General features: G+C 70.7%; 21 protein-coding genes. 10 read left to right on the forward strand and 11 right to left on the reverse strand.

The features are described from left to right. Positions 1–4 precede the first annotated feature (4 nt). The gene (locus ACIRPK_RS17180) at positions 5–376 is read left to right on the forward strand and encodes a tyrosine-type recombinase/integrase (RefSeq protein WP_403039591.1); all 372 of its coding nucleotides are present in this window, start codon (positions 5–7) and stop codon (positions 374–376) included. Between the two features lie 61 nt (positions 377–437). Here the strand turns inward: ACIRPK_RS17180 and ACIRPK_RS17185 are convergent, their stop codons facing one another. The 10 genes from ACIRPK_RS17185 to ACIRPK_RS17230 form a co-directional block, all read right to left on the reverse strand. Next, on the reverse strand, positions 438–1,700 hold the full coding sequence (locus tag ACIRPK_RS17185; protein WP_403039197.1) for a helix-turn-helix domain-containing protein: 1,263 nt from the start codon (positions 1,698–1,700) through the stop codon (positions 438–440). Positions 1,701–2,160: 460 nt separating this feature from the next. Beyond that, positions 2,161–3,336, reverse strand: a complete 1,176-nt coding sequence (locus ACIRPK_RS17190; RefSeq protein WP_403039200.1) for a cellulase family glycosylhydrolase — start codon at positions 3,334–3,336, stop codon at positions 2,161–2,163. 396 nt (positions 3,337–3,732) lie between these two features. Then, entirely contained in the window at positions 3,733–5,394 is a 1,662-nt protein-coding gene (locus ACIRPK_RS17195) for a cellulose binding domain-containing protein (protein ID WP_403039203.1), read from the reverse strand. Between the two features lie 598 nt (positions 5,395–5,992). Then, entirely contained in the window at positions 5,993–6,652 is a 660-nt protein-coding gene (locus ACIRPK_RS17200) for a GDSL-type esterase/lipase family protein (RefSeq protein WP_403039206.1), read from the reverse strand. Positions 6,653–6,682: 30 nt separating this feature from the next. Beyond that, complete coding sequence (locus ACIRPK_RS17205) at positions 6,683–7,978, reverse strand: cellulase family glycosylhydrolase (protein WP_403039209.1); 1,296 nt, start codon at positions 7,976–7,978, stop codon at positions 6,683–6,685. Positions 7,979–8,041: 63 nt separating this feature from the next. Then, a complete protein-coding gene (gene manA, locus ACIRPK_RS17210) occupies positions 8,042–9,235 on the reverse strand; it encodes a mannose-6-phosphate isomerase, class I (RefSeq protein WP_403039212.1) in 1,194 nt (397 codons plus the stop codon). 92 nt (positions 9,236–9,327) lie between these two features. Next, a complete protein-coding gene (locus tag ACIRPK_RS17215; RefSeq protein WP_403039215.1) occupies positions 9,328–10,356 on the reverse strand; it encodes a LacI family DNA-binding transcriptional regulator in 1,029 nt (342 codons plus the stop codon). Positions 10,357–10,453: 97 nt separating this feature from the next. Then, positions 10,454–11,335, reverse strand: coding sequence for a carbohydrate ABC transporter permease (locus ACIRPK_RS17220; protein ID WP_403039218.1), 882 nt, complete (start codon positions 11,333–11,335; stop codon positions 10,454–10,456). Next, positions 11,332–12,300: a carbohydrate ABC transporter permease gene (locus ACIRPK_RS17225; RefSeq protein ID WP_403039221.1), complete on the reverse strand. Its 969-nt coding sequence runs from the start codon at positions 12,298–12,300 to the stop codon at positions 11,332–11,334. The genes ACIRPK_RS17220 and ACIRPK_RS17225 overlap by 4 nt, the downstream gene beginning before the upstream one ends. 100 nt (positions 12,301–12,400) lie before the next feature. Then, the gene (locus ACIRPK_RS17230; protein ID WP_403039224.1) at positions 12,401–13,705 is read right to left on the reverse strand and encodes an ABC transporter substrate-binding protein; all 1,305 of its coding nucleotides are present in this window, start codon (positions 13,703–13,705) and stop codon (positions 12,401–12,403) included. Positions 13,706–14,054: 349 nt separating this feature from the next. On the opposite strand from ACIRPK_RS17230, the gene ACIRPK_RS17235 reads away from it, so the two are divergent. The 3 genes from ACIRPK_RS17235 (at position 14,055) to ACIRPK_RS17245 (ending at position 17,445) form a co-directional block, all read left to right on the forward strand. Next, positions 14,055–15,053 carry an ROK family protein gene (locus tag ACIRPK_RS17235; RefSeq protein WP_403039594.1) on the forward strand — a complete coding sequence of 333 codons (999 nt, stop codon included), beginning with the start codon at positions 14,055–14,057 and terminating at the stop codon, positions 15,051–15,053. A 237-nt stretch (positions 15,054–15,290) separates the two neighbouring features. Beyond that, positions 15,291–16,313 carry a LacI family DNA-binding transcriptional regulator gene (locus ACIRPK_RS17240; protein WP_403039227.1) on the forward strand — a complete coding sequence of 341 codons (1,023 nt, stop codon included), beginning with the start codon at positions 15,291–15,293 and terminating at the stop codon, positions 16,311–16,313. A gap of 103 nt (positions 16,314–16,416) precedes the next feature. Beyond that, complete coding sequence (locus ACIRPK_RS17245; RefSeq protein WP_403039230.1) at positions 16,417–17,445, forward strand: LacI family DNA-binding transcriptional regulator; 1,029 nt, start codon at positions 16,417–16,419, stop codon at positions 17,443–17,445. 28 nt (positions 17,446–17,473) lie between these two features. On the opposite strand, the gene ACIRPK_RS17250 is transcribed toward ACIRPK_RS17245, so the two are convergent. Continuing rightward, entirely contained in the window at positions 17,474–18,514 is a 1,041-nt protein-coding gene (locus ACIRPK_RS17250) for a LacI family DNA-binding transcriptional regulator (protein WP_403039597.1), read from the reverse strand. 269 nt (positions 18,515–18,783) lie between these two features. Here ACIRPK_RS17250 and ACIRPK_RS17255 point away from each other — a divergent pair, with 269 nt between their 5' ends. From ACIRPK_RS17255 to ACIRPK_RS17280, 6 genes are all read left to right on the forward strand, one after another. Further along, complete coding sequence (locus ACIRPK_RS17255) at positions 18,784–20,085, forward strand: ABC transporter substrate-binding protein (RefSeq protein WP_403039232.1); 1,302 nt, start codon at positions 18,784–18,786, stop codon at positions 20,083–20,085. A 259-nt stretch (positions 20,086–20,344) separates the two neighbouring features. Further along, positions 20,345–22,762, forward strand: coding sequence for a glycoside hydrolase family 2 protein (locus ACIRPK_RS17260; RefSeq protein ID WP_403039235.1), 2,418 nt, complete (start codon positions 20,345–20,347; stop codon positions 22,760–22,762). A 256-nt stretch (positions 22,763–23,018) separates the two neighbouring features. Continuing rightward, entirely contained in the window at positions 23,019–23,885 is an 867-nt protein-coding gene (locus tag ACIRPK_RS17265; RefSeq protein ID WP_403039238.1) for an MOSC domain-containing protein, read from the forward strand. Positions 23,886–23,997: 112 nt separating this feature from the next. Then, the gene (locus ACIRPK_RS17270) at positions 23,998–24,162 is read left to right on the forward strand and encodes a hypothetical protein (protein WP_402878923.1); all 165 of its coding nucleotides are present in this window, start codon (positions 23,998–24,000) and stop codon (positions 24,160–24,162) included. A 102-nt stretch (positions 24,163–24,264) separates the two neighbouring features. After that, positions 24,265–25,149 (forward strand): hypothetical protein, encoded by an 885-nt coding sequence (locus tag ACIRPK_RS17275; RefSeq protein ID WP_403039241.1) that lies wholly within the window; start codon positions 24,265–24,267, stop codon positions 25,147–25,149. Between the two features lie 316 nt (positions 25,150–25,465). Continuing rightward, positions 25,466–26,737, forward strand: coding sequence for a tyrosine-type recombinase/integrase (locus ACIRPK_RS17280; RefSeq protein WP_403039243.1), 1,272 nt, complete (start codon positions 25,466–25,468; stop codon positions 26,735–26,737). The last annotated feature ends 60 nt before the right edge of the window (positions 26,738–26,797 follow it).

Here is a 26,797-nt window from a genome sequence, read left to right on the forward strand (position 1 = left end):
GGCCCTGCTTTCATGCGCGACGACCGCAGCGCTCACCCGATCGAGACCCCCGTTCGACCAGCACCCCTCAAGAACGGAACGACAACAGCCACTCACCCACGCCGCAGGCCTTCCCCAGTGCACGGTCCACGACCTGCGCCACCTTGCCGTGACCACCGCTGTCGGCGAGGGCGTCGACATCACCATCGTCTCCAAGACCGTGCGCCACGCCTCCGTGGCCACTACCGCCGACCTCTACGCCCACCTCACCCGCACCGCCGCCCGCCAAGCCGTCGACGCCATCGCCCACGCCCTGGCGCGCGAAGAGCGCCGTCAGGCCCGTGCTGCTGGCCGGAAGGTGGCGAAGGACCGGGGGCACTACGGCCAGGCAGCCTGACGCCTGCGCCGAAGCTGGGAGGTCCGGCACAGGTGCTCGTCACCGGTTCGCACCGAACTACTCAGCGAACGACCGTGACGCCCGCGTTCGCCGCCCATGCTTCGGCGCGTTGTTGATCGTTGGGGACCCACTGGTTCAGGACGATCTCGCCGTCCAGGGTCAGGAGATCGGATTCCACGACGCCGTAGTGCTGGTAGAGGTCGGCGAGGGCGGCGGCGATGCCGCGGACGAGCTCGGGGCCGCCCTCGGGGCTCGAGTCCAGGAGAACGCCGGCAGTCCCGGAGGCGCGGCCGTGGGCGCTGGTCCCGATGGTGACGTTGCTCCGGCTGTGAGTTGTCGTGCCGAGGTGGAGTTCTTCAGCGGCGTGGAGGGTGATCTGCAGTGTGGCGGTTCCGGCGGCACCGGCTCGTTCGGTGGCGTGCTGGAGGAGGTAGCGGAGTTGGTCCAGTACGGTTTTGACGATGTGGTGGCTGTCCCAGCCGGCGACGAGACCTTCGGTCTCGTCGTCATCGTTGGGGAAGTACTGGCGGATCGCGGCTTTGGATCCCCAGGAGCCGCTTCCGTCCGCGTGGAGGTGGACTGCATGGCGGCCACGGCTGGGCGCGTCGGAGGCGGTGATCCGGCGCGGTCCGACGGAGGTGTGCCGAAAGACCTCGGGGGAGTGCCAGAACATGTCCGCGCCGGGGTCGCGCCTGAACGCCTCCAGCGAGGACTTGCTGATGGTGAAGGCGCCCGGCAGGTCAGGAACGAGGGTGACCACAGTGATCGGGTAGCCGAGCCAGGCCGCGCCCAAGGCGTCTTTCTCCACCTGGGCCAGGAACTGCCGACGAGCGGCTGTGGTGGTGTTGGTCGCCATAATGGTGTTCTTCACCTGCGCGAGGCTCATGTAGTGGGTGGTGTTGTCGTTGCGTACGGGGAAGCGCAGCGTGCCGTCGTGCGGGTCGGCGGTGCCGACGACGGCGTGCGGGGCGCTGGCGCTCGGGGGCACCGCGATGAGAGTGACGCCCTCGGTGTCCCCGGGCTTCTCGGTGATGAAGTGGATCGCGCATTCGACGTGCGGGGCGGCCCGCTGAACAAGGATGGTGCGGTAGTGCTTTCGGGCATGGTCGGTGGTCGGCACCGGCACCACGGCGGACGGCACCGAGGTCTTTCGGTTCTCGGCGACGCCCAGCACCAGGACACCGCCACCGGAGTTGGCGAGGGCGAGGACGTCCTTGACGAACTCGCCGGCCCCTTCGGTGCCGGTCTTGTACGGGACAGGTCCGGCCTTGTACTCGAGGTCGGGGCCTTCGGTGGCGTTCTCGTTGCCAAGAAGCGTCAGCACGTGAGCCCACGTCGCATCGTTGAGGCTCCGTACGCCGAGAAGGGTCCGCAGCCGAAGATCGAACATCGGTCACCTCGCAGTCCGGCGGGGCCGCCGCGCGCCAGGTCGCGGGGCTGCACTGGTGCCCAGTGTGCCACTTGGTTGTCGTGATGAGCCGTCAGCTGTAGCGGCCCGCGCGCCCGCAGCTGACTGCCTTGCGCAGGCTTAGCTGGCTGGCCACGGTCGGCGGTGACCATTTTGCCGTCCGCACCGGGTTGATGACCCACGCTCTGGCCGTCGAGGCCGTGGCACCCGACGGCACCCGGCCTGGCCTCCACTCCGGCCTCGACGTGCTGCTGCGAGCACGCGATCACGGTCTTCGCGAGCAGTGCCCGGCGAATGCGGGTGGCCGCAGCACTGAGGTGCGCCACCTCCAGGACGGAGACAGCACACCTCAGTGATCAGTCTGGCTGGACAGCGGTCAGTGGTCAGCAGCTCCGCCGTGGACGACGCAGGAGGCGCTGTTCTCCCAGCCCCAGCCGTCGCCGTCGGGGTCGGAGGAGGAGCTGGCGCAGTACGGGTAGCCGTTCGGCGCCTTGCTGGGCAGCGGGGACTGCGAGGGGGAGGGCGACTGGCTGGGCCGGTCGTAGATGGTCGCGGGGCGGGCGGTGGCGGCGATGCCGTTGGCACCGTTGAAGAACCGCTGGCCCCAGGCGGTCAGGGAGTTCTTGTCGAAGCCGTTGACCAGGTCGAGGTACTCGACGCCGCCGCCGTTGCCGCTCCAGGACCAGCCGATGTAGCCGACCTGGAAGGACTGGGCGGTAGCCATAATGGCGTCCTCGTCGGGGTTGCCGTCGCTGTGGTTGGCGCCGAACTCGCCGACCACGATGGGCAGTCCGGCGTTGACGTACGCGCCGAGGTAGGACTGGACCTCGGCGGCGGTGTCGTAGACGCTGTACATGTGGATCGAGAAGATGGTGTTGCGGTCCGGGTCCGACTGGAAGACCGAGGCGGCGTTGTCGCGCATGGTGTTGGACCAGTCCTGGCCCCAGTTCGGCCCGTCGACCATCAGCGCGTGGTGGAGGCCGGCGCCGCGGAGCTTGCCGATGGCGCTCTTGGTGGCGGCGGTCCAGGCGGTGTAACCGCTGTTGCCCCAGGGCTCGTTGGCGATGTTGACGACGACGTACGGCTCCTGGCCCTCCAGCGCGCTCTTGTTGTCGACCCAGTACTGGGCGGCCCGGTCGAGGGTGGTGGCGGCGCCGTCCTCGCCGTAGCCGGTGGCGTCGTGGACCTCCAGCACGCAGATGACCTTGGCGGCCTTGCACTGGTTGATCAGGGTGGTGATCTGGGCGGAGCTGGTGCGGGTCCAGCGGTCGCCGCTGCTGAGGACGACGCGGACGGTGTTGGCGCCCTTGGCGGCGATGTCGGCGATGGCGGTCGTCTGGGTGGGGTACCAGGTGTACGCGTGGTTGACCCCGCGCATCACGAACTGGCTTCCGTTGGCCTCCAGGATCCGGCCGTTGTTGACGTGGATGCCGGTGCCGGCGGCCTGGGCGTTGCCCGGGGCGAATCCGAACACGGCGAACAGCAGCCCGAAGGCGGCTGCGATCGCTGCGCCGACCGTCGTGAGCGTTCTGCGGCTCTGCGGCTCTTTCATGGCTCTCCTCGAATCATGGGGTGGGGGTGCGGCCTGTCCGGCGCCGAGTCGATGGACGGCCTCTGCTGAGGGCCTCGAACTGGCGGAGGGAGCGCGGACGGTCGCTCGTCAACGTCTTGCCGGTCGACCCGCCGGGGGTGGGGGCGGGGACTTGGCCATCGTTGTCATCGGGATCCTGGCACACCGTCAGACGACGGTCAACGGATCTGACTTAACCGATTAGTTCCCGATGAGATGGCTGCGTCTGAAGTCGATTCAGGTCATCTGTGCTGCATCGTCTTCAGGTAGCTGGTGCCCCTGTGGGTACCTCCGGCACCAGATGGGTGAACCGGTTCGGCCATCGGTCAGGCGTCGGCAGGCAGGCATGGAGCACGGCCCTGTCGGCCTGGTGGGGCGTCAGTAGGTGCTGCAGGGAGCCCCGTTGAGAGTGAAGGAGGAGGGGATTCCGTTGGTGCCGGCGGTGGAGGTGCCGTTGAAGCCGAAGTTCAGGCTGGCTCCGGCCGCGATGGTGGTGTTGTAGGAGGCCGGGTTGGCCGCCGTCACCTGCTTGCCCGTCTGGCTGCTCACGGCGTTCCACATGGTGGTGACCTGCTGGTTGCCGGGGAAGGAGAAGACCAGCTGCCAGCCGTTGACCACGGTGGTGCCGGTGTTCTTGACGGTGACGTCGCCGTTGAAGCTGCCGCCCCAGTCGGACAGGCCGTAGTGCACCGCGCAGCTGCTCGCCGGCGGCGGGGTGCTGGGGGTGCTGGGGGAGACGGAGGGGGACGGCGGCGCGGACGTGGTGGCGCCGGCGGACGGCGACGGCTCGCCGGGGCTCGCGGAGGTGCTCGGGCTCGGAGTGCCGGTCACCAGGCCGGACTTGGCGCGCATGCGGTCCGAGTGGGTGCGGAAGGCGGCGAGTTCGGGCGCGCCCGCGAGGACGCCGAACTTGCCGTCGACGTTGTGGTCCTCGTACCACCAGAAGGCGCTGCCGTCACCGCCGGCCGCCTCGAAGTCGGCGTAGATCTGGCTCCACCACGCCGAGCGGTCGACGTTGTGCACGTTGAACTCGCCCATGAAGAAGGGCTTTCCGACCTTGTCGTGGGAGTCGCTGATCCAGGACCGGATCAGCGACTTGGTCTCCTCGATGGTCAGGTCCGCCCACGGCTCGGTCGGGTAGGGGTGCGCGGAGGTGTAGTCGATGTACGGCGACTGCTGCACGTGGACGAACGGGTTGCCCTCGTCGCCGCCGAAGCCGTACGCGGTGCCGTGTCCTTCGAGGCCGACGCCCAGCAGGTGCTTGGAGTCGATGCCCTTGACGAAGGCGCCCATCTCGTCGACCCAGGCCCGCAGCGTGGTGCCGTTGACGTTCTCGGCCTGGCTCTGCCCCTCGTAGCGGGGCTCGTTCATCAGGTCCCAGGCGAAGATGGTCGGGTCGTCCTTGTACGCGATGCCGCTGTAGTGGTTGACGCGGTTCAGCGCGTAGGAGACGTAGTTCTTGTAGGACGTGAAGCAGCCGGGGCACCGGGCCTTGTCGAAGAACGCGGCGCGGCCGGGCTGGCCGCCGGACAGGCCCTCCCACTGCAGGCGGGCGTCGATGCCGCCGTACGCCTCCCAGTAGTTCTCGAAGACCGGGATCAGGCGGATGCCGTGGGACTTGGCCGACTCGATGATGTAGTCGAACAGGGCGAACTGCTGCTCGTCGTAGACGCCCTTGGACCTCTCGAAGCCGTGCCAGTTCTCGTGGTTGAACATCCACAGCCGTACCACGTCGGCCTTGTCGGCCTTGAGGTTGGCGAACTGGGCGTCGATCCTCGCCTTGTCCATGAACTGCGACTCGGTGTCCCCGGAGGCGGAGCCGTAGGCGAACATGTCGTAGGTGTTGGTGCCCGCGAAGTAGTACTCCTTGCCGTCCAGGCAGAAGTGGACGCCGCAGCGGGTGGCGAACGACTGGGCGGCTTCGGCCTTCGCGGTGTCGGCGCGGCCGAGGGTGAGGCCGGCGGCGCCGAGGGCGGCTGCGAGCAGGAGGGCCGTCGGCGCGAGGTGTGTGGTGCGGCGGGTGCGGAGTCTCGGGTGCACGGGTGTTCCTTTCGTCCCATGAGTGGGGTGGGAGGAATCTGCGGGGGTGCCCCGCCGCCGGCGGCTGTCCCTGGCGCGGCGGGCGGGTGTCGGGCTGTGCTGGCGGTGACCGGTTCCGGCGGCGAGACCGCCTGCACCTGGTGTGGCGGGAGGGGGCGTTCGTGGTGCGCGGGGGAGCGGCCCACTGCATGCCGACCCTCTGCCTAACCGATTAAGCATGGAGACCGTATTGGCGGCCAGATTGCGGTGTCAATACATGGTTAACCGATTAGTCACAATCGAGAGCTCGGGCTGCGGGCCGACGCGGGATCCGTCCTGCGGCCGGTGCTGCCGGGGGGACGCGGTGGCCTGCGCGTTCGTGGTGTGGTCGGGCGTCTCCTCGTCCGGGAGCATGCCTCGTCGGCTGACCTCTCGTCAGGTCCGTCCGCCGGGCAGGCACCGGTGCACGGCGCGGGCCGCTCACGGCGCCGCCCCGCCGCAGGGGATCGCGGCGGGGCGGGGGAGCGGGCGGCTGGGGTACGCGGGAGGCGGTCACGACGTGCCGCCCGGACCGCTGCGCCTCCGGCCGGCCGGGTGGGAGGCGCCCGGTGACGGGGTGTCAGGCGGGCGCGTCGCTGAGCAGTGCGGTCCAGGCGTCGGCGAGCAGGCGGTGCCCGAGCGGGCTGGGGTGGACGCCGTCCGGCGCGATGAGGGCGGGGTCGCCTGCGGTGCGGGAGGCCTGGTTGAGCAGGCCGTCGGCGGCGAGCAGGAGGGCGCCGTGGGCGGCGGCGAGGCGGCGGACGGCCTGGATCCGCGGGTCAAGGTCCTCGCGCCAGCTCCATTGGGCGGCGGTGACGGGCACCAGGAATGGTTCGATGAGCACCAGGCGCGGGGCGCAGTGGGTGTGCAGCCTGGTCAGCAGCTGGTGGTACTCGTGCTCCCAGGTGTCGATCAGACTGTGCTGTGCGCTGTCGTAGCGGCGCCAGGTGTCGTTGACGCCGATCAGCACGGAGACCAGCGTGGGCCGGTGGGCGAGGGTGTCGGTGTCCCAGCGCTTGCGCAGATCGGCGAGGCGGTCGCCGGACACGGCGCGGTTCAGCACCGTGGGCCCTCCGGGCAGCCGGGCTGCGGCCAGGGCGGCGTAGCCGTGGCCGAGGTCGGCGGGACGGGTGCGGTCGCGGCCCGCGTCGGTGATGCTGTCGCCCTGGAACAGGACGGTGCTGGGCGGATGCAGGCGGTCCTCCTCGCGGTGGGGCCCGCCGCCCGGTGTGACGGCCACCGGGCGGCGGGTGGTCAGGGTGAGGGCGGGTCAGCTCGCCGCAGCCATGGCCTTTGCGTGGGCGGCGAAGAGCTGGGCGGCGGTGCGGGTGGGGTTGGCCGGGTCGTTGTTCCACATGACCCGGTGCCCGTCGTAGTCGGGGTAGAAGGAGCCGTCGTCGACGCGGGAGGTGAGCAGCCAGAACTGGTCACCGGCTGCGCCGCCCGCGAGTGCGGCGCCGGTCCAGGCCCGGTAGGCCGCGTCGCGGGCGGCGGTGTCGGCGATGTCCCGGGCGGGGTCGATCTGCAGGCCGAACTCTTCGACGACGACGGGCTTGCGGAGTCGGCGGCCGTCGGCGAGGTGGTCGGTGATCCAGCGGGTGCCCCAGGCGGTGGCATCGGTGCCGGGCTTGGAGCCGCTGGTCTCGCCCCAGTTCTGCGGGTAGACGTGGATGGTGCCGTAGTCGACGGCGGGCAGGGCGGTGAGCTTGAGCCAGTCGGCGCCCTCGTAGTCCGAGTAGGGGTAGTCGGCGTCGCCCCGGCGGCCGTAGAAGCCCTCGTCGCCGACGGCGAGGAGCTGGCGGGGGGCGAGGGACTTGACGTAGGCGCTCATCTCGCGGGCCCAGCCGAGCAGTGTGGCGCCGGACTTGTCGCTGCGGCAGCGCGGCTCGTTGGCGAGCTCCCAGGCCATGACGGTCGGGTCGGCGTCGTAGCGCAGGCCGGTGTAGCGGTTGCGGCGTCCGATCACGTGCTTGGCCCAGGCCCGGTACGCCTTCTTGCAGTTGGCGTCGGTGTAGAAGCGGTCGTGGTTGGCGCCCTCGCCGTAGGAGTCGTCGGGCAGGCCGAGGAACCAGGAGACGTACTGCCGCATGCCGCCGTAGTCGGGCCAGTTGTTGACCAGCGGGAGGACCAGGCGCAGGCCGAGCTGTCCGGCCTTGTGGACGGCGTAGTCGAGGCTGTCGAAGGCGGCCTCGTCGTACTGGAACGGCCTGGGCTGCAGGACGCGGTACTCGTGGCCGTCGCCGTCGGCGAAGGCCCAGGCGCGGATCACGGTCAGGCCCATGGCGGCGGCGTCGTTCAGCACCGCGTCGATCATGTAGTGGGACTGCTGGTGGAGGTAGTAGCAGTTGGTGCCGCCGAAGCGGAACTTCCTTCCGTCCAGGCGCAGTTCGCCACCTCTGCTGGTGACGAAGGAGCGCCGTCCGCCGTCCTGGCGGCTGCGGTCCTCCTGCTGCTCGGCGCCGGTGGCGGCGAGTGCGGTGCCGCTGAGCAGCGGGGTGGCGGTGAGGCCGAGCGCGGCGGCTGCGAGCAGGGTGCGGCGGCTGGTGGCGCGGTGCTGGTCGTTCACGGGTCTCCTCCGGACATGCGGTTGGGTGGGGTGGTGCCTGGGAGCGTGAAGTCGGGGGCCCGGTCAGCGGGGCTGCGGGACCTTGGCGCGGAACAGCGTCGCCTCGCCGGTCAGTTGGACGGGGCCGTCGCCGGCGGGCAGGTAGGCGGAGCGGCCGGGTGTGAGGCTGGGGCCGCCTTCGATGCGGGCGGTGCCGCGCACGCAGAGCAGGATCTGCGGGCCGTCGTCGGCGATCCGCACCGGCTCTCCGAGCTCGATCCGGGAGAGGCTGAACTCCTCGGCCGGGGTGAGGAATTCGAGCTCGCCAGGCCCGGCGGGGACGGCGGGGACGTGTTGCGGGGCGGTGGGGCGGAAGTCGACGACGGCGGCGAGTGCGGCGGTGTCGACGTGCTTGGGGGTCAGGCCGCAGCGCAGGACGTTGTCGGAGTTGGCCATGATCTCGACGCCGAGGCCGCGCAGGTAGGCGTGCGGGACACCGGCGTCGAGGTAGAGGGCCTGCCCGGGGCGGAGGCGGACGTGGTTGAGGAGCATCGCGGCGAGGATGCCCGGGTCGCCGGGGTAGTCGAGAGCGGCGTCGCGGTAGGCGGCCCAGGTGGCCGCCTCCGAGTTGTCGCCCTCGGCCAGCGCGGCCAGTACGGAGGGAAGTTGGGCGGCGATCTGCTCGCCCCTGGCCCGGTCGTCGGCAAGTGCGGCGGTCAGCACGGTGCGCAGCGCGTGTTCGGCGGGGGCGGTGCGCAGCTCGTGGATCCAGGGGCCCAGGAGGGGCAGGGCCAGCCGTTGCCAGAGCGTGGCGGTGGCGCGCGGGTCGCGGAAGCCGCAGAGGGCGTCGAAGTCGCCGAGTGCGCAGATCAGTTCGGGCTTGTGGCTGCGGTCGCGATAGATCCGGTGGGGCGCGTCCAGCGGGACGGCGGCGGCGTTCTCGGCGGTGTACCCGGCCACGGCCTGTTCGGCCGTGGGGTGGACCTGGACGGAGAGGGCGTGGTCGGCGGCCAGCAGCTTCAGCAGGAAGGGCAGGCGGGGCCCGAAGCGTGCGGTGACCCGGTCGCCGAGCTCGTGGTGCGGGTCGCGGTCGATGACGGCGTCGAGTGCTTCGCTGCCCTGGCCGCGGTCGATGCTGGAGGGTGCGCCGGGGTGGGCGCCCATCCAGAGTTCGGCCTCGGGCTCGCCGCTGGGCGGGCGGCCGGCCAGTTCGGCCAAGGCGGTGGTGGAGCCCCACGGGTAGGGGCGGATGGTGGTGGTGAGCAGGTCGGCGGTCATGTGGGCGCTCCGGGGCGGTGGGCCCGGCCCGGCCCCGAACTTCCTCACCCTCAAGAGGAGTCGGGGACGGGCCGGGAGTCTGTGGGCGGGAGTCAGGGGGCCGGCGGGCCGCTGCTGCCGCGCGGAACCAGGACGGGCGTGGACGGCTCGCTGGTGGGCGGTTGCCGGTGCTCGATGACGTCGAACAGGGTGCGGGCGACCTGGGCGCCGTAGCCGTGGACGTCATGGCTCATCGCGGACAGCGGGGGGTGGGTGAGCCGGCACAGCTGGGAGTCGTCCCAGGCGATCAGCGAGAGGTCGGCGGGGACCTGGAGCCCGAGTTCGGCGGCGACCGCGAGGCCGGCCACGGCCATGATGTCGTTGTCGTACAGGATCGCGGTGGGGCGCTCGGCGGAGGCCAGCAGCATCCGGGTGGCGCGTGCCCCGGCCCGGCCGGAGAAGTCGGTGGGCAGGCTGCGGGGCGGCTCCAGACCGAGCTGTCCGGCGACGGTCTCCAGCGTGCGGGTGCGGATGGCGGTGTGGCCGAGCGCCGGGTCGCCGCCGACGCGGGCGATGCGTTTGTGGCCGAGCATCGCCAGGTAGCGGACGGCGTCCTCGACGGCGGCGGAGTCGTCGGTCCACACGGCGGTCAGCGTCCGGCCGGCCAGGGCCGGGTGGCCGGCGGCGACGGCGGGCATGCCGAGTGCGGCGGCCGCGGGGATCCGCGGGTCGGCCTCGGTGAGGTCGACCAGGACGGTGCCACTGACCCGGCGGGTGCGCCACCAGGTGCGGTGGACCGCGGTCTCCTGCTCGCGGTCGCGCACCAGGCGCAGCAGCAGGGTCGCCGAGCGCTCCTCCAGGTAGCTCTCGATGCCGGAGATGAACTCCATGTAGAAGGGTTCCAGGCCGAGTTGGTGGGCGGGGCGGGCGATGACCAGTCCGATGGTCTCGCTGCCGGGGGCGAGCCGGGCCAGGCTGCGGGCGGCCTGGTTGGGTATCCAGCCGAGTTCTTCGGCGGCCGCCCGGATGCGCTGCCGGGTGGGGGCGGAGACGCCGGGCCGGTCGTTGAGGGCCAGGGAGACGGCTCCGGCGGATACTCCTGCGCGGGCGGCGACGTCGCGGATGGTGACGCGTGCGCTCATCGCCCGGTCTTCCCCGCGGTCACCTGCGGTGTGGTGCGGAGCGGCGGCACCGCGGCGCAGGTGCGGTGCCGCCGCTCCGGGTACCGGGAGGTGCGGCTCACTTGCTGGAGCCGGCGGCGAAGCCGGCGTAGATCAGGCGCTGCAGGGCGAGGAAGATCACCAGGGTGGGGAGGATGACCAGGATGGTGCCGGCCGAGATGATCTCCCAGTTGACGCCGAAGGGGCCCTGGAAGCGGAACAGCGAGGTGGAGATGGTGCCCAGGTCGCTGGAGGGCATGTAGAGGAAGGGGATGAAGAAGTCGTTGTAGACGGTGACGCCCTTGACGATGACCACGGTGGCGATGGCGGGCTTGAGCATCGGCAGGATGATCCGCCAGTAGATGGTGAAGCTGTTGGCGCCGTCGAGTCGGGCGGCCTCGTCGAGGGAGATGGGGATGGAGCGGATGAACTGCAGGAAGATGTAGATGGAGATGATGTCGGTGCCGAGGTAGAGCAGGATCGGCGCCCAGCGGGTGTTGAACGCGCCCAGGTTGTCGATGATCTGGAAGGTGGCGACCTGGGTGGTGACGCTGGGGACCAGGCTGGCGAGCAGGAACAGCGCCATCACGAGCTTCTTGAGCCGGAAGTCGAAGCGGTCGATGGCGTAGGCGGTCATCGAGCCGATGACGACCGTGCCGGTCACCGAGATCAGCAGGATGAAGGTGGTGTTGAGGAAGGCGGGGAGCATCTTGCCCTGGGTGAAGGCGATGCGGAAGTTCTCCAGGTTGAGCCAGTTGCCGGGCAGGTCGAGCGGGCCGGTGCCGAGGGCTTCCTGACGGGTCTTCAGCGCGGTGAACAGGATAACCAGCAGCGGGATGAGGACGACGGCGCTGGCCAGGATGAGTGAGAGGTACTTGGCGCCGTCGGCGACGGCGGTCCGGGCGTGGATCCTGCGCGCGGTGCGGGGGTGCGGTGCGGGGGTGACGGGGTTGGTGGTCACGAGAGTTCCACCCTCTCCTCCGGCACCAGGCGGCGCTGGATCCAGGTGACGAGCAGGATCAGGATGATCAGGACGACGGCGCTGGCCGAGGCCAGGCCGAACTTGTCGAACTTGAAGGCCATGTTGATGCTCTGGATGACGAAGGTCTGGGAGCCGTTGGCGCCGCCGGTCATGATGTAGGGGATCTCGAAGACTGCGAGCGAGCCGGAGACGGCGAGGATCGCGCTGAGGCTGATGACGGGCTTGATGCTGGGCGCGATGATGTGGCGGAACTGCTGCCAGCGGTTGGCCCCGTCGAGGGCGGCGGCCTCGTAGAGGTGCGGCGGGATGGACTGGATGGCGCCGAGGAAGAGCACCAGGTTCAGGCCGGTGTAGCGCCACACCGAGACGCCGGCCAGCGACTTGTTGACCAGGTCCGGGTCGCCCATCCAGAGGTGGTTGCCGTGGATGCCCAGGAGAGCGAGCAGGGAGTCCAGGGTGCCGTGGGGCCGGAAGAAGTAGAGGAAGACGAAGCCGATGGCGACGCCGTTGATCAGGTACGGGAAGAAGAGGATGCCCTTGAAGAGGTTGCGGAACCTCGTGTTGAAGCTCAGCACGGTGGCGAAGTACAGCGCCAGGCAGATCTGCAGCACGGCGGCGATCAGGTAGACGCCGCTGACCAGGAACACCTTGAACAGCTCGGGGCGGGTGAACAGGTCGGTGTAGTTCTCCGCTCCGACGTTGTTCCTCTCCGGGCTGATGCCGTCCCAGTCGGTGAAGCTGTAGCCGACCATGTCGGCGATCGGCAGGTAGGTGAAGGTCACCAGCAGCCCGAGCGGTACCAGCAGGTAGAGCCAGGGGGTGAACCACCAGTGCCTGCGGACCCCTTGGCGCCTGGGGCTTCGGCCGGCTCGGGCCGCGTCGGCGGCCGGTGCGGTCCGCGCGGGGGGCTTCGCGGTGCCCCGGTCCCTCTGCAGTGCAGTCATCTTCGTTCCTTCGTAGGTCCTGGCGTCCGGTGAGCGGCACGGCCCGGCCCCGTTGGTCAGGGCGGGTGGGCGCGGGCCGGGCCGCTCGGTCCCGGGTGGGTCAGCCGACCGTCTTCTGCGACTCGGACCACTTCTTGTTGAGCTCGGCGAAGTAGGACTTCTGGTCGCCGGGGGCTGCGCCGCGGGCGATGTCGACCAGCTTCTGCCGGTAGTCCGGGGCGTCCAGGTTGATCTCCGCGCCCTTGTCGATCTTCTTGACCGTGGCCAGCTTCTCCTGGTTCTGGCCGATCATCTGCACGCCCTTCTCGGTGAAGGGTTTGAGGGCGCTGGGCAGTTCGGTGCCCTTGACGGAGGAGATGCCCTGCTCGTTCTGGGCGGCGCCGGACTTGTTGACGAACCAGTCGATCCAGGCGCGGGCCGCCTCCTGGTTCTTGGAGTGCTTGTTGATCGCGTACTTGTAGTCCGGCTGCAGGACGGTGCAGGGCTTGCCGGTGGTGGAGGGGAAGGGCATGTAGCCGATGTCGTCCGGGTTCGCGCCTGCCTTGGTGGCGGCGTCGCGCACCTGCGAGATGGACCAGGAGCCGAGGTACATCGAGCCGATCTTGCCGGTCGCCAGCAGGACCTTGGAGTTGTCCCAGTTGGTGGTGGTCGGGTCGTCCTCGGAGAGCTTCTCGTGGACGGCCGAGTACAGCAGGCTGTCGATGGTGAAGATGTCGTTGCCGCTGGTCCACGGCAGCTGCGTGGTGGCCAGGGCGTCCTTGGCCTTGGGGTCGCAGCTCGGGGAGCTGATCGCGTCGGTCCACTGCCGCAGCGGCCAGCCGTCGTGGTAGTTGGTGTAGTACGGGGTCGCGGCGCCCTTCGCCTTGATGGCCTTCAGCGCGGCGGTGAAGTCCTCGGGGGTCTTGGGCCAGTCGGTGACGCCGGCCTCCGCCCAGACCTTCTTGTTGTAGACGAAGCCGGTCACGGTGCCGTAGTTGGCGATGCCGTAGACCTTGCCGGCCACCGTCGAGTAGTCGGTCCACTGGTACTGCTTGGAGAGCTCGGCGTCCTCGCCCAACGGCGAGAAGAAGTTGGGGAACTGAGCGATCGACAGGTCCGAGGGGATCGGCAGCACGTCACCGTAGTTCTCGGTGTTCATGCGGATCTTGACTTCGCCCTCGTAGTCCTTCATCCCCTCGAACTTCACCTTGACGTTCGGGTAGACCTTCTTGAACTCGGCGGCGTACTTGTCCAGCACGCCGTCGCCGAGCTGGTCGGTGCGGTTCGTCAGGACCGTGATCGAGCCGGACACCTTGGCCGGGTCGGAGTTGACCGTCGGGGCCGAGGTGGCGCCGCCGCCGTTGCTGCTACACGCCGTGAGGACCACCATGGTCGCGGCCGCGAAGGCCACCCATCCTCTTCGCATTTCGCTCATCCTTCGCGCTGATCGTCTGCTGACACGGGGGAAGCGGCACCCAGCGGACCCGTACCGGCCTCCCTGGCTGCTGGACGCTTAACGTAGACGTCACTTCGTCGCCATGTCCATAGAGCGGTCAACATTGATATCCACCAGTTTTGTTGCCAAACAAGGCTCACTTTACTAAACGTTTGCCTAACTTATTGAGCTCGCTGCCCCTGTTATCCGACCGCGACCGGGGAGTGCTGGACAACGTTGTCTAGCCGGGTCAGAATCACCGGGAACCCCCGGCCGCGCCCCGGCCCGCACTGCGGCGCAGCTCAGTCCCACGCCCGGAGACATCACAATGAGTTACGACATGGCCGGTGCTGCCCTCGCAGTCGGACCCGCTGGATCAGTGCAGAAAACCCCCGTAGGACCGTTGACGGCGGCCCTCGACATCGGCGGCACCAAGATCGCGGGCGGCCTGGTCGACACCGACGGCACCCTGCTCCACCAGCTCCAGGTGCCCACTCCCGCCGACGGCGACCGGCACGAACTGATGGCCGCCGTCGACCACGTCCTCGACGATCTCGCCCGCCTCCCCGCCTGGCAGCACGTACGGGCCCTCGGCATCGGAAGCGCGGGCCCAGTCGACATCGCCGCCGGCACGGTCAGCCCGGTCAACCTCCCCGGCTGGCGCAGCTTCCCGCTGCGCTCCGAGGCCGCCGAGCACCCCGCCGTCCGCGACCTGCCCGTCGTTCTCGGCGGCGACGCCGTCGCGATGACCGCCGCCGAGCACTGGCGCGGCGCCGCACGCCCCTACCGCAACGCCCTGTGCCTGGTGGTCTCCACCGGCGTCGGCGCCGGCCTCGTCCTTGACGGTTGCCTCCACAGCGGCCCGACCGGCAACGCCGGACACCTCGGCCACATCACCGTCGACCTCAACGGACGCCCCTGCCCCTGCGGCTCCCGAGGCTGCCTCGAAGGACTCGCCTCGGGCACCGCCATCGCCCGCACCGCCGCCGAACTCGGCTGGCAGCCCGGCCCTGACGGCAGTACCACTGCCGATGCGATCGCCACCGCTGCCCTGGCCGGCGACCCCCTCGCCCTGGGCGCCTACGACCTCGCCGCCCGTGCCCTTGCCGCTGGGATCGCCGCAGCCGCCACCCTCGTCGAACTCGACGTCGCGGTGATCGGCGGCGGTGTCGCCAAGGCCGGCCCCGTCCTGTTCGACCCCCTCACCCGTTACCTCGCCTCGTACGCCACCCTCGCCTTCACCCGCGGCCTGAGGGTGCTGCCCGCCCAGCTCGGCACCGACGCCGGCCTGGTCGGCGCAGCCGCCCTGGCGCGCCCCGCACTGCCCGCCCACCGCTGACAGAGCCCGACCGCACCACACGACCCTCTGCCTCCGAGGAGGGAGGGCGTGCACGCGGTGTCCTCGGTGAACAGGAATCCGCACACCCCGGCCGACCCGGGCCCACAGCTCCGCCGCCCGGAATTCCGCCAGCCGGGCCGGCGCGTACCCTGGCCTCCTCGCGGGCACGGCCCGCCCGCACGGACCGGAAGGAGACGGAGGAACCGGGCCCGCACGGCACCCCGCCTCCCACCACCGATGACCCCCACCAGGCACGGCACCAGGCCCACCATGAACGACGTCGCCGCCCGGGCCGGCGTCGGCCTCAAGACCGTCTCCCGGGTCGTCAACGGCGAAAGTGGCGTCACCCCGGCCATGGCCGAGCGGGTCAGAGCCGCCATCGCCGAGCTGGGATTCCGCCGCAACGACAGCGCCCGTCTGCTGCGCACCGGCCGCACCGCGAGCATCGCGCTGCTGCTGGAGGACATCGGCGACCCCTTCTCCTCCCAGCTGGCCCGCGCCGTCGAGGACGTGGCTGTCGAACAGGGCTGCCTGCTGTTCACCGGATCCAGCGCCGAGGACGGCGAGCGGGAGCGCGAGCTGGCGATGGCCTTCTGCGCCCGCAGGGTCGACGGCCTGGTGATCGTCCCCTCCGGCACCGACCACTCCTACCTGGAGCCGGAGATCGCCTCCGGCACCCCGGTGGTGTTCCTGGACCGTCCCGCCGCGGGCATCGACGCCGACGCCATCCTCAGCGACAACGCGGGCGGCACCCGCCAGGGCGTCGCCCACCTGATCCGCCACGGACACCGCCGGATCGGATTCGTCGGCGACCTGCCCGGCATCCACACCTGCGCCGAGCGCCTGCGCGGCTACCGGGAGGCGATGGCCCGGGCACACCTGCCGGTGGACGAGCGGTGGGTCGCCACCGGCCCCACCGACCCGCCCCGGGTCGCCCGAGCCGTCGCCCGCCTGCTGGAGGGGCCCGAGCCCGTCACCGCACTGCTCACCGCCAACAACCGGATCACCGCCACCGCCTTGGGCGTCCTCGCGGGTCGGGACGTTCGGCCGGCCCTGCTGGGGTTCGACGACCTCGAACTCGCCGAGCTCCTCACACCCGGCCTGACCGTCATCGCCCAGGACCCCGCGGCCCTGGGCCGTACCGCTGCGCGCGTGCTGTTCGAGCGTCTGCACGGCGAGACCGGCCAGGCCCGCCGCATCGAGATCCCCACCCGCCTGATCGCCCGGGGGTCCGCGGAGACCGGCCCGCCGGCGGGCTGACCCCGGACCGGGCGGCCGCCTCCCGCGGCGGCCCGACCTGACAGGATGATCCCCGAACGCGCCGTGCGCGTCGCGGGCCCATCAGCCGTCAGAGGGGAACAGCATGCAGCACCGGGTGACGATCCGAGACGTCGCCGCGCGCGCCGGGGTCTCCGCCGGCGCCGTCTCGCTCGCCCTCAACGGCCGGCCCGGCGTCTCGGAGGAGACCCGCCGCCGCATCACCGAGGCCGCCCGCGAGCTCGGCTGGTCCCCCAATCTCGCCGCCCGTTCGCTCGCCCGCAGCCCCCAGGTGCACACCGTCGGGATGGCGATCAGCCGCGAGGCCGTGACCGAAGGGCTCGACGCCCTCCACATGGCCCTGATCGGCGGCATCCAGAGCGTCCTGGAGGAACGGCCCTGCTCCCTGCTGCTGCACCTGACCGCCAGCCGCGAGATGGAGATCGACCTCTACAAGAAATGGTGGCAGTCCGGCCAGGTCAACGGCGCGGTGCTGACCGGGGTGACGCAGGACGACCCCCGGATCGAGCCGACCCAGCGACTGGGCATGCCGGTGATCGCCGTCACCCACCCCGACCTCAGCGGCCCCTTCCCGGCGGTGTGGACCGATGAAGCGGCGGCGATCACCGAGGCGGTGCGCTACCTCGCCGTCCTCGGGCACCGCAGGATCGCCCACGTCGCGGGACCGGCCAGGCTCGGCAGCGCCCTGGTCCGCTCGCGGGCGTTCGAGGCCGTCGCCGCAGAACTGTCCCTCGACGCCCACCGCAACCTGCCCACCGACCTGTCGGCCCATCAAGGCGCCCGGGCCACACAGGAGTTGCTCGCCGCCGCCGAACGACCCACCGCGATCGTCTACGACAACGACCTCATGGCCGTGGCTGGCCTGGCCGCCGCCCAGGAGCTGGGACTCCAGGTCCCCCGGGACCTGTCGATCGTCGCGTGGGACGACTCGGACCTGTGCCAGATCACCCGGCCCGGCCTGTCCGCCCTCAGCCACGACCCGTTCGCCTTCGGCTCCGAGGTCGCGCGGTGCCTGCTCGAACTGCTGGACACCGGCCGGGCCGAGTCCCGGGTCTCCGGCACCCCCGTCCTGGTCCCGCGCGGCACCACCGGCCCGCCGCCCCACCGGCCGTGAACCCCGGCCGCTCTGTGGCGGCCGCCGCTCACGCGGCAGGCGCGGCGGTGCTCCCCCGGGGGGTCAGCTGCGGAGCGGCGTCCTCGTAGCCCTCGCTCTTCTCGCCCGAGATCAGCGCCAGCAGGATCCGGGCGGCGTGCGCGCCGTAGGCGTGGATGTCCCGGGTCAGGGCGGTGAGCGGAGGCCGGACCACCTGGACCAGAGGGGAGTCGTCCCAGGCGACGATCGACAGATCCCGGGGCACCTGGAGCCCCATCTCCTGGGCCACCGACAGGCCGGCGACCGCCGTCATGTCGTTGTCGTAGAGGATCGCGGTCGGCCGGCCGGGGGAGAGCAGCAGGCGCCGCGTCGCCCGCGCGCCCTCCATGCCCGTGTAGTCGGTGTGGACGACCGGAGCGGCCTCCAACCCCAACTCCCGGCACACGGCGGCGAAGGCCTCGTCGCGCAGTGAGGTGTGCACCAGGCCGGTGAGTCCGGCGACCCGGCCGACCCGGCGGTGCCCCAGCGCCGCGAGGTACTCCAGCGTCTCGCGGATCGCGGCGGTGTCGTCGGACCACACCGGCGTCAGGCGGCCGGAGCCGGACGGGTGGCCGATGACCACCGTCGGCAGGCCGAGCTCCTCCAGGGCCGGTACCCGCGCGTCGTCCTCCCGCAGGTCCACCAGGATCGCGCCGTCGATCTGCCGCTCGCCCCACCACCGCCGGTACGCCTCCAGCCCGCGCTCGTGGTCCGAGACCACCTGCAGCGCCAGCGAGTAGGACGCCTCGGACAGGACGTTCTCGATCCCGCCGATCAGCTCCATGAAGAACGGCTCGGTCCCCAGCATCCGGGCCGGCCGCGCCAGCGCCAGACCCACCGCCGAGGACTTCGCCCCGCTCAGCGCCCGGGCCGCGCTGTTGCGCACGAACCCGATCTCCTCCGCGACCTCCGCGATCCGGGCCCGGGTCGCCTCCGAGACGCCCGGCTGACCGTTCAGCGCGTTCGAGACGGAGACCTTCGAAACACCGACGATCTTGGCGATGTCGGCGATCGTGGGCCGCCGCGCGGCCGGCTTCTGCTGCGGGGACACCTGATCCACGAGGACCCTTCTGAACCGATGAGGCAGACCTTCCGACCCCAAGCTACTACGCGCACCACCATCCGCAGTAGCCAACCCCGCACGCCTGGAACAACCGGTTAATCAGCCATTGACACTGCTGAGTCGCAGCCATAACGTTCCATCGAATTAACCGGTTAGGTCGAGGTGGCCACCCTCCGTGAACAGGTAGCGCGCCTGCCCCCGCCGGAGCTCCTGGCCCGCCTCGGCCTTCCCCGACGACCAACACGGAGGACGAGCGAATGCGCAGAAGATGGGTGGCCGTCACTGTCTCGGCGGCCATGCTGCTCACGGCCTGCGGGATCCTGGGCGAGGACGCCCCGCCCCCCGACGGCGGGGACAGCCGGATCTCCGGCGAGATCACGGTCCTGACCAACCGCACCGACCAGCTCTCGGACGGGACGCTGAAGAAGTACGCGGACCGGTTCCGCAAGCTCCACCCGGACGTCCGGGTCCGGTTCGAGGCCGTCACCGACTACGAGGGCGAGATCGGCGACCGGCTGGAGCGCGGCGGCTACGGCGACGTGCTGCTGATCCCCAACAGCATGGCCCTCGGCCAGTACCCGACCTACTTCGCCCCGCTGGGCTCCGCGGACGACCTGGCGCAGACCTTCGACTTCACCGAGTACGCGACGGTGGCCCACCAGGTATACGGCCTGGCGAACATCGGCATCGCCACCGGCTTCGTCTACAACAAGGCGATCTGGGAGCAGGCGGGCATCACCGAGTGGGCGAAGACCCCGCAGCAGTTCATCGACGACCTGAAGGCCGTCAAGGCGAAGACGCAGGCCATCCCCTACTACACCAACTACCACGACGGATGGCCGCTGCGGCAGTGGTCGGACCACATCGGCGGACCCAGCTGCGACAACTCGGCCCGGGACGCCCTGGCCGCCGTCGCCGACCCCTGGGGCCCTGGCAGGGACCTCCGCGCCATCGACGACCTGCTCTACCGGGTCGTCCGCGAACAGCTGACCGAGCCCGACCCGACCGCCACCGACTGGGAGAGCTCCAAGACCCTGCTGGGCACGGGGAGGATCGGCGCGATGTTCCTCGGATCCTGGGCGATACCGCAGATGCGGAAAGCCGCCCAAGCCGCAGGCCGCAACCCCGACGACATCGGCTACATGCCCTTCCCCGCGCTGACCAAGGCCCACTTCTGCACAGTCGTCCAGCCCGACTACAAGTACGCGGTCAGCGCGCACTCCAAGGACAAGGCGGCCGCGCGGGCCTGGATCGACTGGTACCTGACCAAGTCCGGCAGCGCCCAGGCGGAACAGGCCGTCTCCACGGTCAAGGGCGCCCCACTGCCGTCGGCCCTCAAGGCCTTCGACGAGCGGGGCGTGCGCATCATGACACAGACCCAGGACAAGGCCGCCGCCGTGAGCGAGATCGACAAGGGCGCCGGGATCGGGCTGAGCGCCCCCGACTACCGCCGCAAGCTGGTCGACATCGCCCGCGGCGCTGCTCCGGGCGACCAGGCCGGGTACTTCGCCGACCTCAACAAGCGCTGGGCCGAATCGAGGCGAAAGCTCGGCGCCTGACGCCCGGCGTCCTCGGCGGGCAGCCCGCGACGCGGCGACCACCCACGCCGACGAACCGGTAAAGCTATCTGATAGCCCTTCGAGCCCATCGGCCCAACCGAGCCGGCCCAGGTTGAAGAGTTGCTGGCGCTGATGAGGGATATCCCTCGTTGGTTGAGCACAGAACATCTACCTAACCGGTTTATAGACAGAGGATGTCGGACGGGCTACGGTTGCTCCCGCCAGCCCCCAGAACCCCCGCAGCGAACGGAGCCGCACCATGAAGGCCGCCACCCCCCTCGACCAGGGCTGGACCCTGCACCACGCGGGCAACCGGCTCCCCGCCGCCGTGCCGGGCTGCGTCCACACCGACCTGCTCGACGCCGGGCTGATCCCCGACCCGTTCCTGGAGGCCAACGAGACCGCGGTCGCCTGGGTCGGCCGCCAGGACTGGACCTACACCCTCGACCTGCCCGCCACCGCCACCGCTACCCGGCACGAGCGCACCGACCTGGTCTTCGACGGCCTCGACACCGCCGCCACCATCACCCTCGGCGGCACGGAACTCGGCTCCACCCGCAACATGCACCGCAGCTACCGCTTCGACGCCACCGGCCTGACCGGCGAGCTCAAGGTCCACTTCACCAGCGCCTACCGCGAAGCCGAGCGCGTGCGCGCCCTGGTCGGCGACCGGCCCAACGTCTACCCGGAGCCGTTCCAGTACATCCGCAAGATGGCCAGCAGCTTCGGCTGGGACTGGGGACCGACCCTGCCCACCGCCGGCATCTGGCGCCCGGCCCGGATCGAGCACTGGTCCACCGCCCGGCTGGCCCGGGTGCGCCCCCACACCACCGTCGACGGCACCACCGGCACCGTCGAACTCCACCTCGACCTGGAGCGCACCACCACCGGCACCGACCGCGAACTCACCGCCACCGCCACCATCGGCGAGCACACCGCCACGGTCACCGTCCCCGCCGACCAGACCACCGCCGTCCTCGTCCTGCACGTCCCCGACCCGGCACTGTGGTGGCCCCGCGGGCACGGCGATCAGGCCCTGCACGACCTCGACGTCACGCTCGCCGACGAACAGGGCCCGCTCGACACCTGGCACTGCCGCATCGGCTTCCGCACCGTCGAACTCGACACCTCCGCCGACGAACACGGCAGCGGCTTCACCCTGATCGTCAACGGCGTCCGCCTCTTCGTCCGAGGCGTCAACTGGATCCCCGACGACACCCTGGTCACCCGGGTCACGCCCGAGCGCTACCGCGAGCGCCTCACCCGCGCCGCCGAGGCGAACATCGACCTCGTACGGATCTGGGGCGGCGGCATCTACGAACAGGAAGCCTTCTACGACACCTGCGACGAACTCGGCCTGATGGTCTGGCAGGACTTCCTCTTCGCCTGCGCCGCCTACCCCGAGGAGCAACCCCTGCGCGGCGAGATCGAGGCCGAGGCACGCGAGAACGTCGCCCGCCTCATGCCGCACCCCTCGCTGATGGTGTGGAACGGCAACAACGAGAACCTCTGGGGCTTCCGCGACTGGGGCTGGGAGGACGAACTCGCCACCGACTCCTGGGGCGAGGGCTACTACCTCGGCCTGCTTCCCCGCATCGTCGCCGAACTCGACCCCACTCGCCCCTACACCGCCGGCAGCCCCTGGTCCGGCAGTTGGGACCACCACCCCAACGACGTCGACCACGGCACCCACCACTCCTGGGAGGTGTGGAACCGCCAGGACTACGCCGAGTACCGCGCCACCGTCCCCCGCTTCGTCGCCGAGTTCGGCTGGCAGGCCCCGCCCGCCCACGCCACCCTGCGCCGCGCCCTGCCCACCGAGGACCTCGCCCCCGGCTCGCCCGGCATGCTCCACCACCAGAAGGCCGAGGACGGCAACGACAAACTGAACCGCGGCGTCGAGCACCACTTCGGCCTCCCCGCCGCCTTCGACCGCTGGCACTACCTCACCCAGGTCGTCCAAGCCCGCGCCGTCGCCGCCGGCATCGAACACTGGCGCTCCCACTGGCCCCGCTGCGCCGGCACCGTCGTCTGGCAGCTCAACGACTGCTGGCCGGTCTCCTCCTGGGCCGCCATCGACGGCGACGGCCGCCTCAAGCCCCTCTGGTACGAGCTGCGCCGCGTCTACGCCGACCGGCTCCTCACCCTCCAGCCCGGCACCGACGGCGCCGCCCCCACCGTTGCCTTGGTCAACCAGGCCGCACAGCCCTGGCACACCACCGTCACACTGCGCAGGGTCTCCGCTGACGGCACCGTCACCGCGACCACCGAAGTACCGGTGACCGTCGAGACCCGCTCAGTGTTGCGCCTGGCCGTTCCGCAGGTGCTGGCGCCGGTGGACCAGTCGGCCAAGGAGTTCCTGGTCGCCGACGCCGACGGTCTGCGCGCGGTCCATTTCCCTGTCCGCGACAAGGAATTCGACTACCAGCAGCCCGAGTTCGAGGTGAGCGTGGAGGTCGTGGACGGCAGCCACGACACCGTCGACGTCGTGGTCACCGCGCACACCCTGCTCCGTGACCTGCTCCTCCAGGCGGACCGGCTGGCGCCGGGCGCCGTCGCCGACCAGGGCCTGCTGACCCTGCTGGCGGGCGAGCAGGCCCGCATCCGGGTCACCGGTGCGGCCGGTGCCGACGCGGCCACCGTCCGCGCCGCCCTGTACTGCGTCGAACCCGCATGACCACACACGCCTGACGGACCGACACCTTTACCGCGGTGGTCTCGGCCAGTCGCTCAGCGTCCGAGACCACCGCAGCCAAATGCCCTTCTGCCGACCACTGTTGGAGAGGGCTGTGCGGGCTCGACTTCCTCGCGGACCGCCGCCTGGCAGGTGCCGTTCCGGACACCGGAACGCCCCGCCGCCAGCGGTACTGGCCACCTGCTCAGGTGCACCGGTACCGCCACCACCGACTGCTTCTCACGAACGGGACGGGCAGATGCCCGAACTGACCGCACTTCACCTCTACCCGATCAAGTCCGCCTACCGAATCAGCCCCGACACCGCCGACGTCACACCGTGGGGCCTCACCGGGGATCGCCGCTGGATGCTCGCCGACCCCGCCGGCCACGCCGTGACCCAGCACCAGCAGCCGTCGATCGGCCAGTACCGCACCCGTCTCCACCCCGACGGCTCCCTGACCGTCACCGACCCGGCCGGCTCACGCACCCACGTCCCGGTGCCCAGCCCCACCACAAGTCCGCGGACGCAGGGCATCCTGTTCGGTGCCGCGTTCCCCACCCTGGAAGCCGACCGGCGAACACAGGCGTGGTTCGCCGCGCGGCTCGGCGCCGTCCGCCTGCTCTACCTCGACGACCCGGCCACCAGCCGAAGGATCGACCTGGAAGACGGCCCGGCGGACGCCTCCATCAGCTTGGTCGACGGCTACCCGATCCTGCTCACCACCACCGCGTCACTGGCCGCCCTCAACCACCACCTCACCCACGACCGTGTGACCGGCGACCCGCAGTCCGACCATCTGCCGATGGAGCGATCCCGCCCCAACCTGGTGATCTCGGGAACCCGACCATGGGAGGAGGACGGCTGGCGCAGGATCAAGGTGGGCGAAGCCGTCTTCAAGACCGTTGAGCCCTGCGGCCGCTGCGTGGTGATCACCATCGACCAGGAAACCGGCGAACGTCGGGGCTCAGCCCCGCTGAAGGCCCTCGCGCGCCACCACCGGCTCGGCGACAAACTCGCATTCGGCCTGAGCCTCGTCCCCGAACGCCCCGCCGCCTCGACCGGCGACCTGCTCGGAACCCTGCGACTCGGCGACGAGGTAACCGTCCTGGGGGTGACCGCGTAGGGCTGGACTTCGAAAGAGTTGCGCGAGGACAGTGCTGCCCAGATGTCCTGGCAGTGCGTCAGACTCTCTGCCGTGCCCACAGGCACGACAAGGAGACCCGGAGGTACAGCCCATGACGCGGTACAGCGTCGACCCCGACCGGCGCGAACTCATCGCCTCGTGGGGCACCGGAGAGGGAGACCTCTCCACCAGCATCGCCGCCCTGCCCAGCTCCGCGGACACGTCCGAGCTGCTGGCCTTGGCCCGCTCGCTCACCCACCTGTCCGAGGCGGCGTGACGGACCTACACCCATCCCGCCAGCGCGGCCGGCTCCGCCGAACCCAACTCCGAGGGCTGGCGCCGCGAACGGGAACGGGAGGCATTCGCGAGTGTGCCGAGCGTGGTCTCCGCGCCGAACCTGCCCAGCGGCGGCTCCATGGTCGTCGAGTACAGCCGTCTGCTCGAATCCGCCCACCGCATCGGCCGCGCTCTCCACGACCTCGACGACCAGGCCCTGACCGACGCGATCCGTGTCGAGGCCGAGCGGGAGCTCACCGCCGCCGAGAGCGCCGAACTCGGCGACCTCACCGGGCGTGCCCAGCAGGCGGTGCTCCTCAGCCGCGAGGACGCCTCGCCGGTCCAGGTCGCCGCCGCCGACCAGCTCCTCAACGAGGACCCGTTCGGGCCGGACGAGCTGTTCTCCGCGATCGACCCCACCGCAGCAGCTGTCGCCGCCGCGCACTGGCTCGCCTCAGCCGCCGAGGTCGCCGCCGAGACCTCCGGCGAGGATCCCACCCTGGTCGTCCGCAGCGCCGACGACATCGAAGCCCTGCCCCACCGCACCCCTACGGTCGTGCTCGGCCGCATCCTCGATGACGACGACACCCCCAAGGAGGCCGTCACCGAACTGGTCCGCCATGCCATGCACATCACCGACGGCCTCTACCTCGACCCCGCTACCCTCCAGGAGCAGCTCGACGACCTGGAGGAGAACATCGCCGAGTACACAGGCGAGGACGACCCCGACATGGCGAACATCGCCCTGCGCTTGACCCCGCTTGACCCCAAGCGCCCGGCCCGGGACCTCCTCGAAGACCTCCTCATCGGCATCCACGGCTGCTGGCTCATCCACAGCGAGTCCGCCGACCTGGAGGAGGACGAGGACCTGGGCGACGCCGAGGAGTGGGACGACGAACAGGCCGAGGAGCACAGCCGCCGCAGCCGCGCACGGTTCAGCGAGCTGGTGCGGCAGACCGCCGCCGCCAACCGGGACCGCCTCAGCTGACCCGCGCCTGGTTTCCCTGGGCGGTCCCCTCGGCACCGCCCAGGGAAAGACCACCGAATCAGGCGCGCGCAGCCGCCCGAGCACTCGTCACAACCCGTGACCGCTGACAGTCATGGCCTGGTGGCACCGATCCACGGTGCCACCAGGCTGTGCGGGTCAGGCCCGCACTTGGGCACGAGTCAAGGGATCGGCCCAGGTCACTGGTCCTGTCGGGGGAGTGGTGGTCGGGTTGTGGTCGTGCCCCTGGACCATCGTGGGCGGGCGGAGCAGGATGGGCAGTGCCGCTCACCGCGCTCGTTGCCTGAAGGTGATCGTCATGCGTGCCCGCCTCGCGGTGGGACGTGTCTACCGGCGTTGTGGCTGCCGCGACCAGCAGCGCCACCAGCTCGGCTCCCACTGCCCCCGTCTCACCATCGAACCCTCCCACGGCACCTGGACGTTCGCCTTCGAGCTCCCACCCGCCGTCCCCGGCGGACACAACCGCACGGTTCGCCGCGGCGGCTTCCCCACCGAAGCCGACGCCCGCGACGCGCTTCGCCGCTACCAGGCCGGCCGCACACTCGGCGTCAACGTCGACCCGAACCAGACCGTCGCCGACTACCTCACCACCTGGCTCGCGGCGAAGGAGCTCACCCTCAAGCCCACCACCTGGGTCCGCTACCGCGACTACGTCATCAAGGACCTCATCCCCGCGCTCGGCGCGGTGCGCCTGGACGACCTCGCCTACGAGCACCTCCTCGCCTACGCCCGCGGCCAACTCGCCGCTGGCCGAGGGCGGTCCACCCTCTGGCACATCCTCGCCACCCTCTCCTCCGCCCTGGGGGAGGCCAAGCGCACCCACCGCCTGCCGGCCAACGTCGCCCGGCCCACGATCATCCCCAGGCCCCACTCGGAGGAGCGCGTCATCTGGACCGTCGCCCAGGTGGTCACCTTCCTCCAGTACTGCCGCAGGGCCGACCCGAAGTTCGCGGACCTCATCGAGCTGATCGTCTGCACCGGCCTGCGCAAGGGCGAAGCCCTCGCCCTCCACTGGCACGACGTCCTGCTCCACCCCGCACTCATCTACGTCCGCTGGACCCTGTCCGCGATCGACAACAACCAGCTCTGCATGACCACCCCCAAGACGGCGGCAAGCCGCCAGTGGGTCGCCCTCTCACCCCGGGCCCGACAGCTCCTGCTCCGGCTCCGCAAGGACGCCGACCGCCCCGCACTCGACGGCTTCGTCTTCCACCACGACGACGGCAGCCCCCTGCGCCCCGAGTACGTCCTCAATCACTTCCACCAACTCGCCCGCGCCGCAGGCCTGCCCGACTGCACCGTCCACGACCTGCGCCACTTCGCCGTCACCACCGCCCTCGACGAAGGCGTCGAGATGACCATCGTCTCCAAGACCGCCCGGCACTCCACCTACTCCACCACCGCCAACGTCTATGCCCACCTCACCCGCAAGGCGGCCCGCCAAGCCGTCGACGCCATCGCCAACGCCCTCAAACGCGAAGAACGACGCCGCAACCGCCGCAGGAGGACGAAGGGAACATCCGGCCAGCAGCCGACACAGCGTCAGACCGTCTACGGGAATGCGGCGTGAACACCCGTCAGAACCCGAGCGAATACCAGTGGTCCCAGGAACGACCACCGGACGACCACC

It is taken from the genome of Kitasatospora sp. NPDC101801, assembly GCF_044766665.1.
Classification (GTDB): domain Bacteria; phylum Actinomycetota; class Actinomycetes; order Streptomycetales; family Streptomycetaceae; genus Kitasatospora.

Coding starts and splice junctions, on each gene's coding strand:
- ACIRPK_RS17255 (WP_403039232.1), top strand. CDS start 18,784: ATGCGCAGAAGATGGGTGGCCGTCACTGTCTCGGCGGCCATGCTGCTC.
- ACIRPK_RS17240 (WP_403039227.1), top strand. CDS start 15,291: ATGACCCCCACCAGGCACGGCACCAGGCCCACCATGAACGACGTCGCC.
- ACIRPK_RS17260 (WP_403039235.1), top strand. CDS start 20,345: ATGAAGGCCGCCACCCCCCTCGACCAGGGCTGGACCCTGCACCACGCG.
- ACIRPK_RS17265 (WP_403039238.1), top strand. CDS start 23,019: ATGCCCGAACTGACCGCACTTCACCTCTACCCGATCAAGTCCGCCTAC.
- ACIRPK_RS17225 (WP_403039221.1), bottom strand. CDS start 12,300: ATGACTGCACTGCAGAGGGACCGGGGCACCGCGAAGCCCCCCGCGCGG.
- ACIRPK_RS17280 (WP_403039243.1), top strand. CDS start 25,466: ATGCGTGCCCGCCTCGCGGTGGGACGTGTCTACCGGCGTTGTGGCTGC.
- manA (WP_403039212.1), bottom strand. CDS start 9,235: ATGACCGCCGACCTGCTCACCACCACCATCCGCCCCTACCCGTGGGGC.
- ACIRPK_RS17245 (WP_403039230.1), top strand. CDS start 16,417: ATGCAGCACCGGGTGACGATCCGAGACGTCGCCGCGCGCGCCGGGGTC.
- ACIRPK_RS17270 (WP_402878923.1), top strand. CDS start 23,998: ATGACGCGGTACAGCGTCGACCCCGACCGGCGCGAACTCATCGCCTCG.
- ACIRPK_RS17230 (WP_403039224.1), bottom strand. CDS start 13,705: ATGCGAAGAGGATGGGTGGCCTTCGCGGCCGCGACCATGGTGGTCCTC.
- ACIRPK_RS17215 (WP_403039215.1), bottom strand. CDS start 10,356: ATGAGCGCACGCGTCACCATCCGCGACGTCGCCGCCCGCGCAGGAGTA.
- ACIRPK_RS17235 (WP_403039594.1), top strand. CDS start 14,055: ATGGCCGGTGCTGCCCTCGCAGTCGGACCCGCTGGATCAGTGCAGAAA.
- ACIRPK_RS17190 (WP_403039200.1), bottom strand. CDS start 3,336: ATGAAAGAGCCGCAGAGCCGCAGAACGCTCACGACGGTCGGCGCAGCG.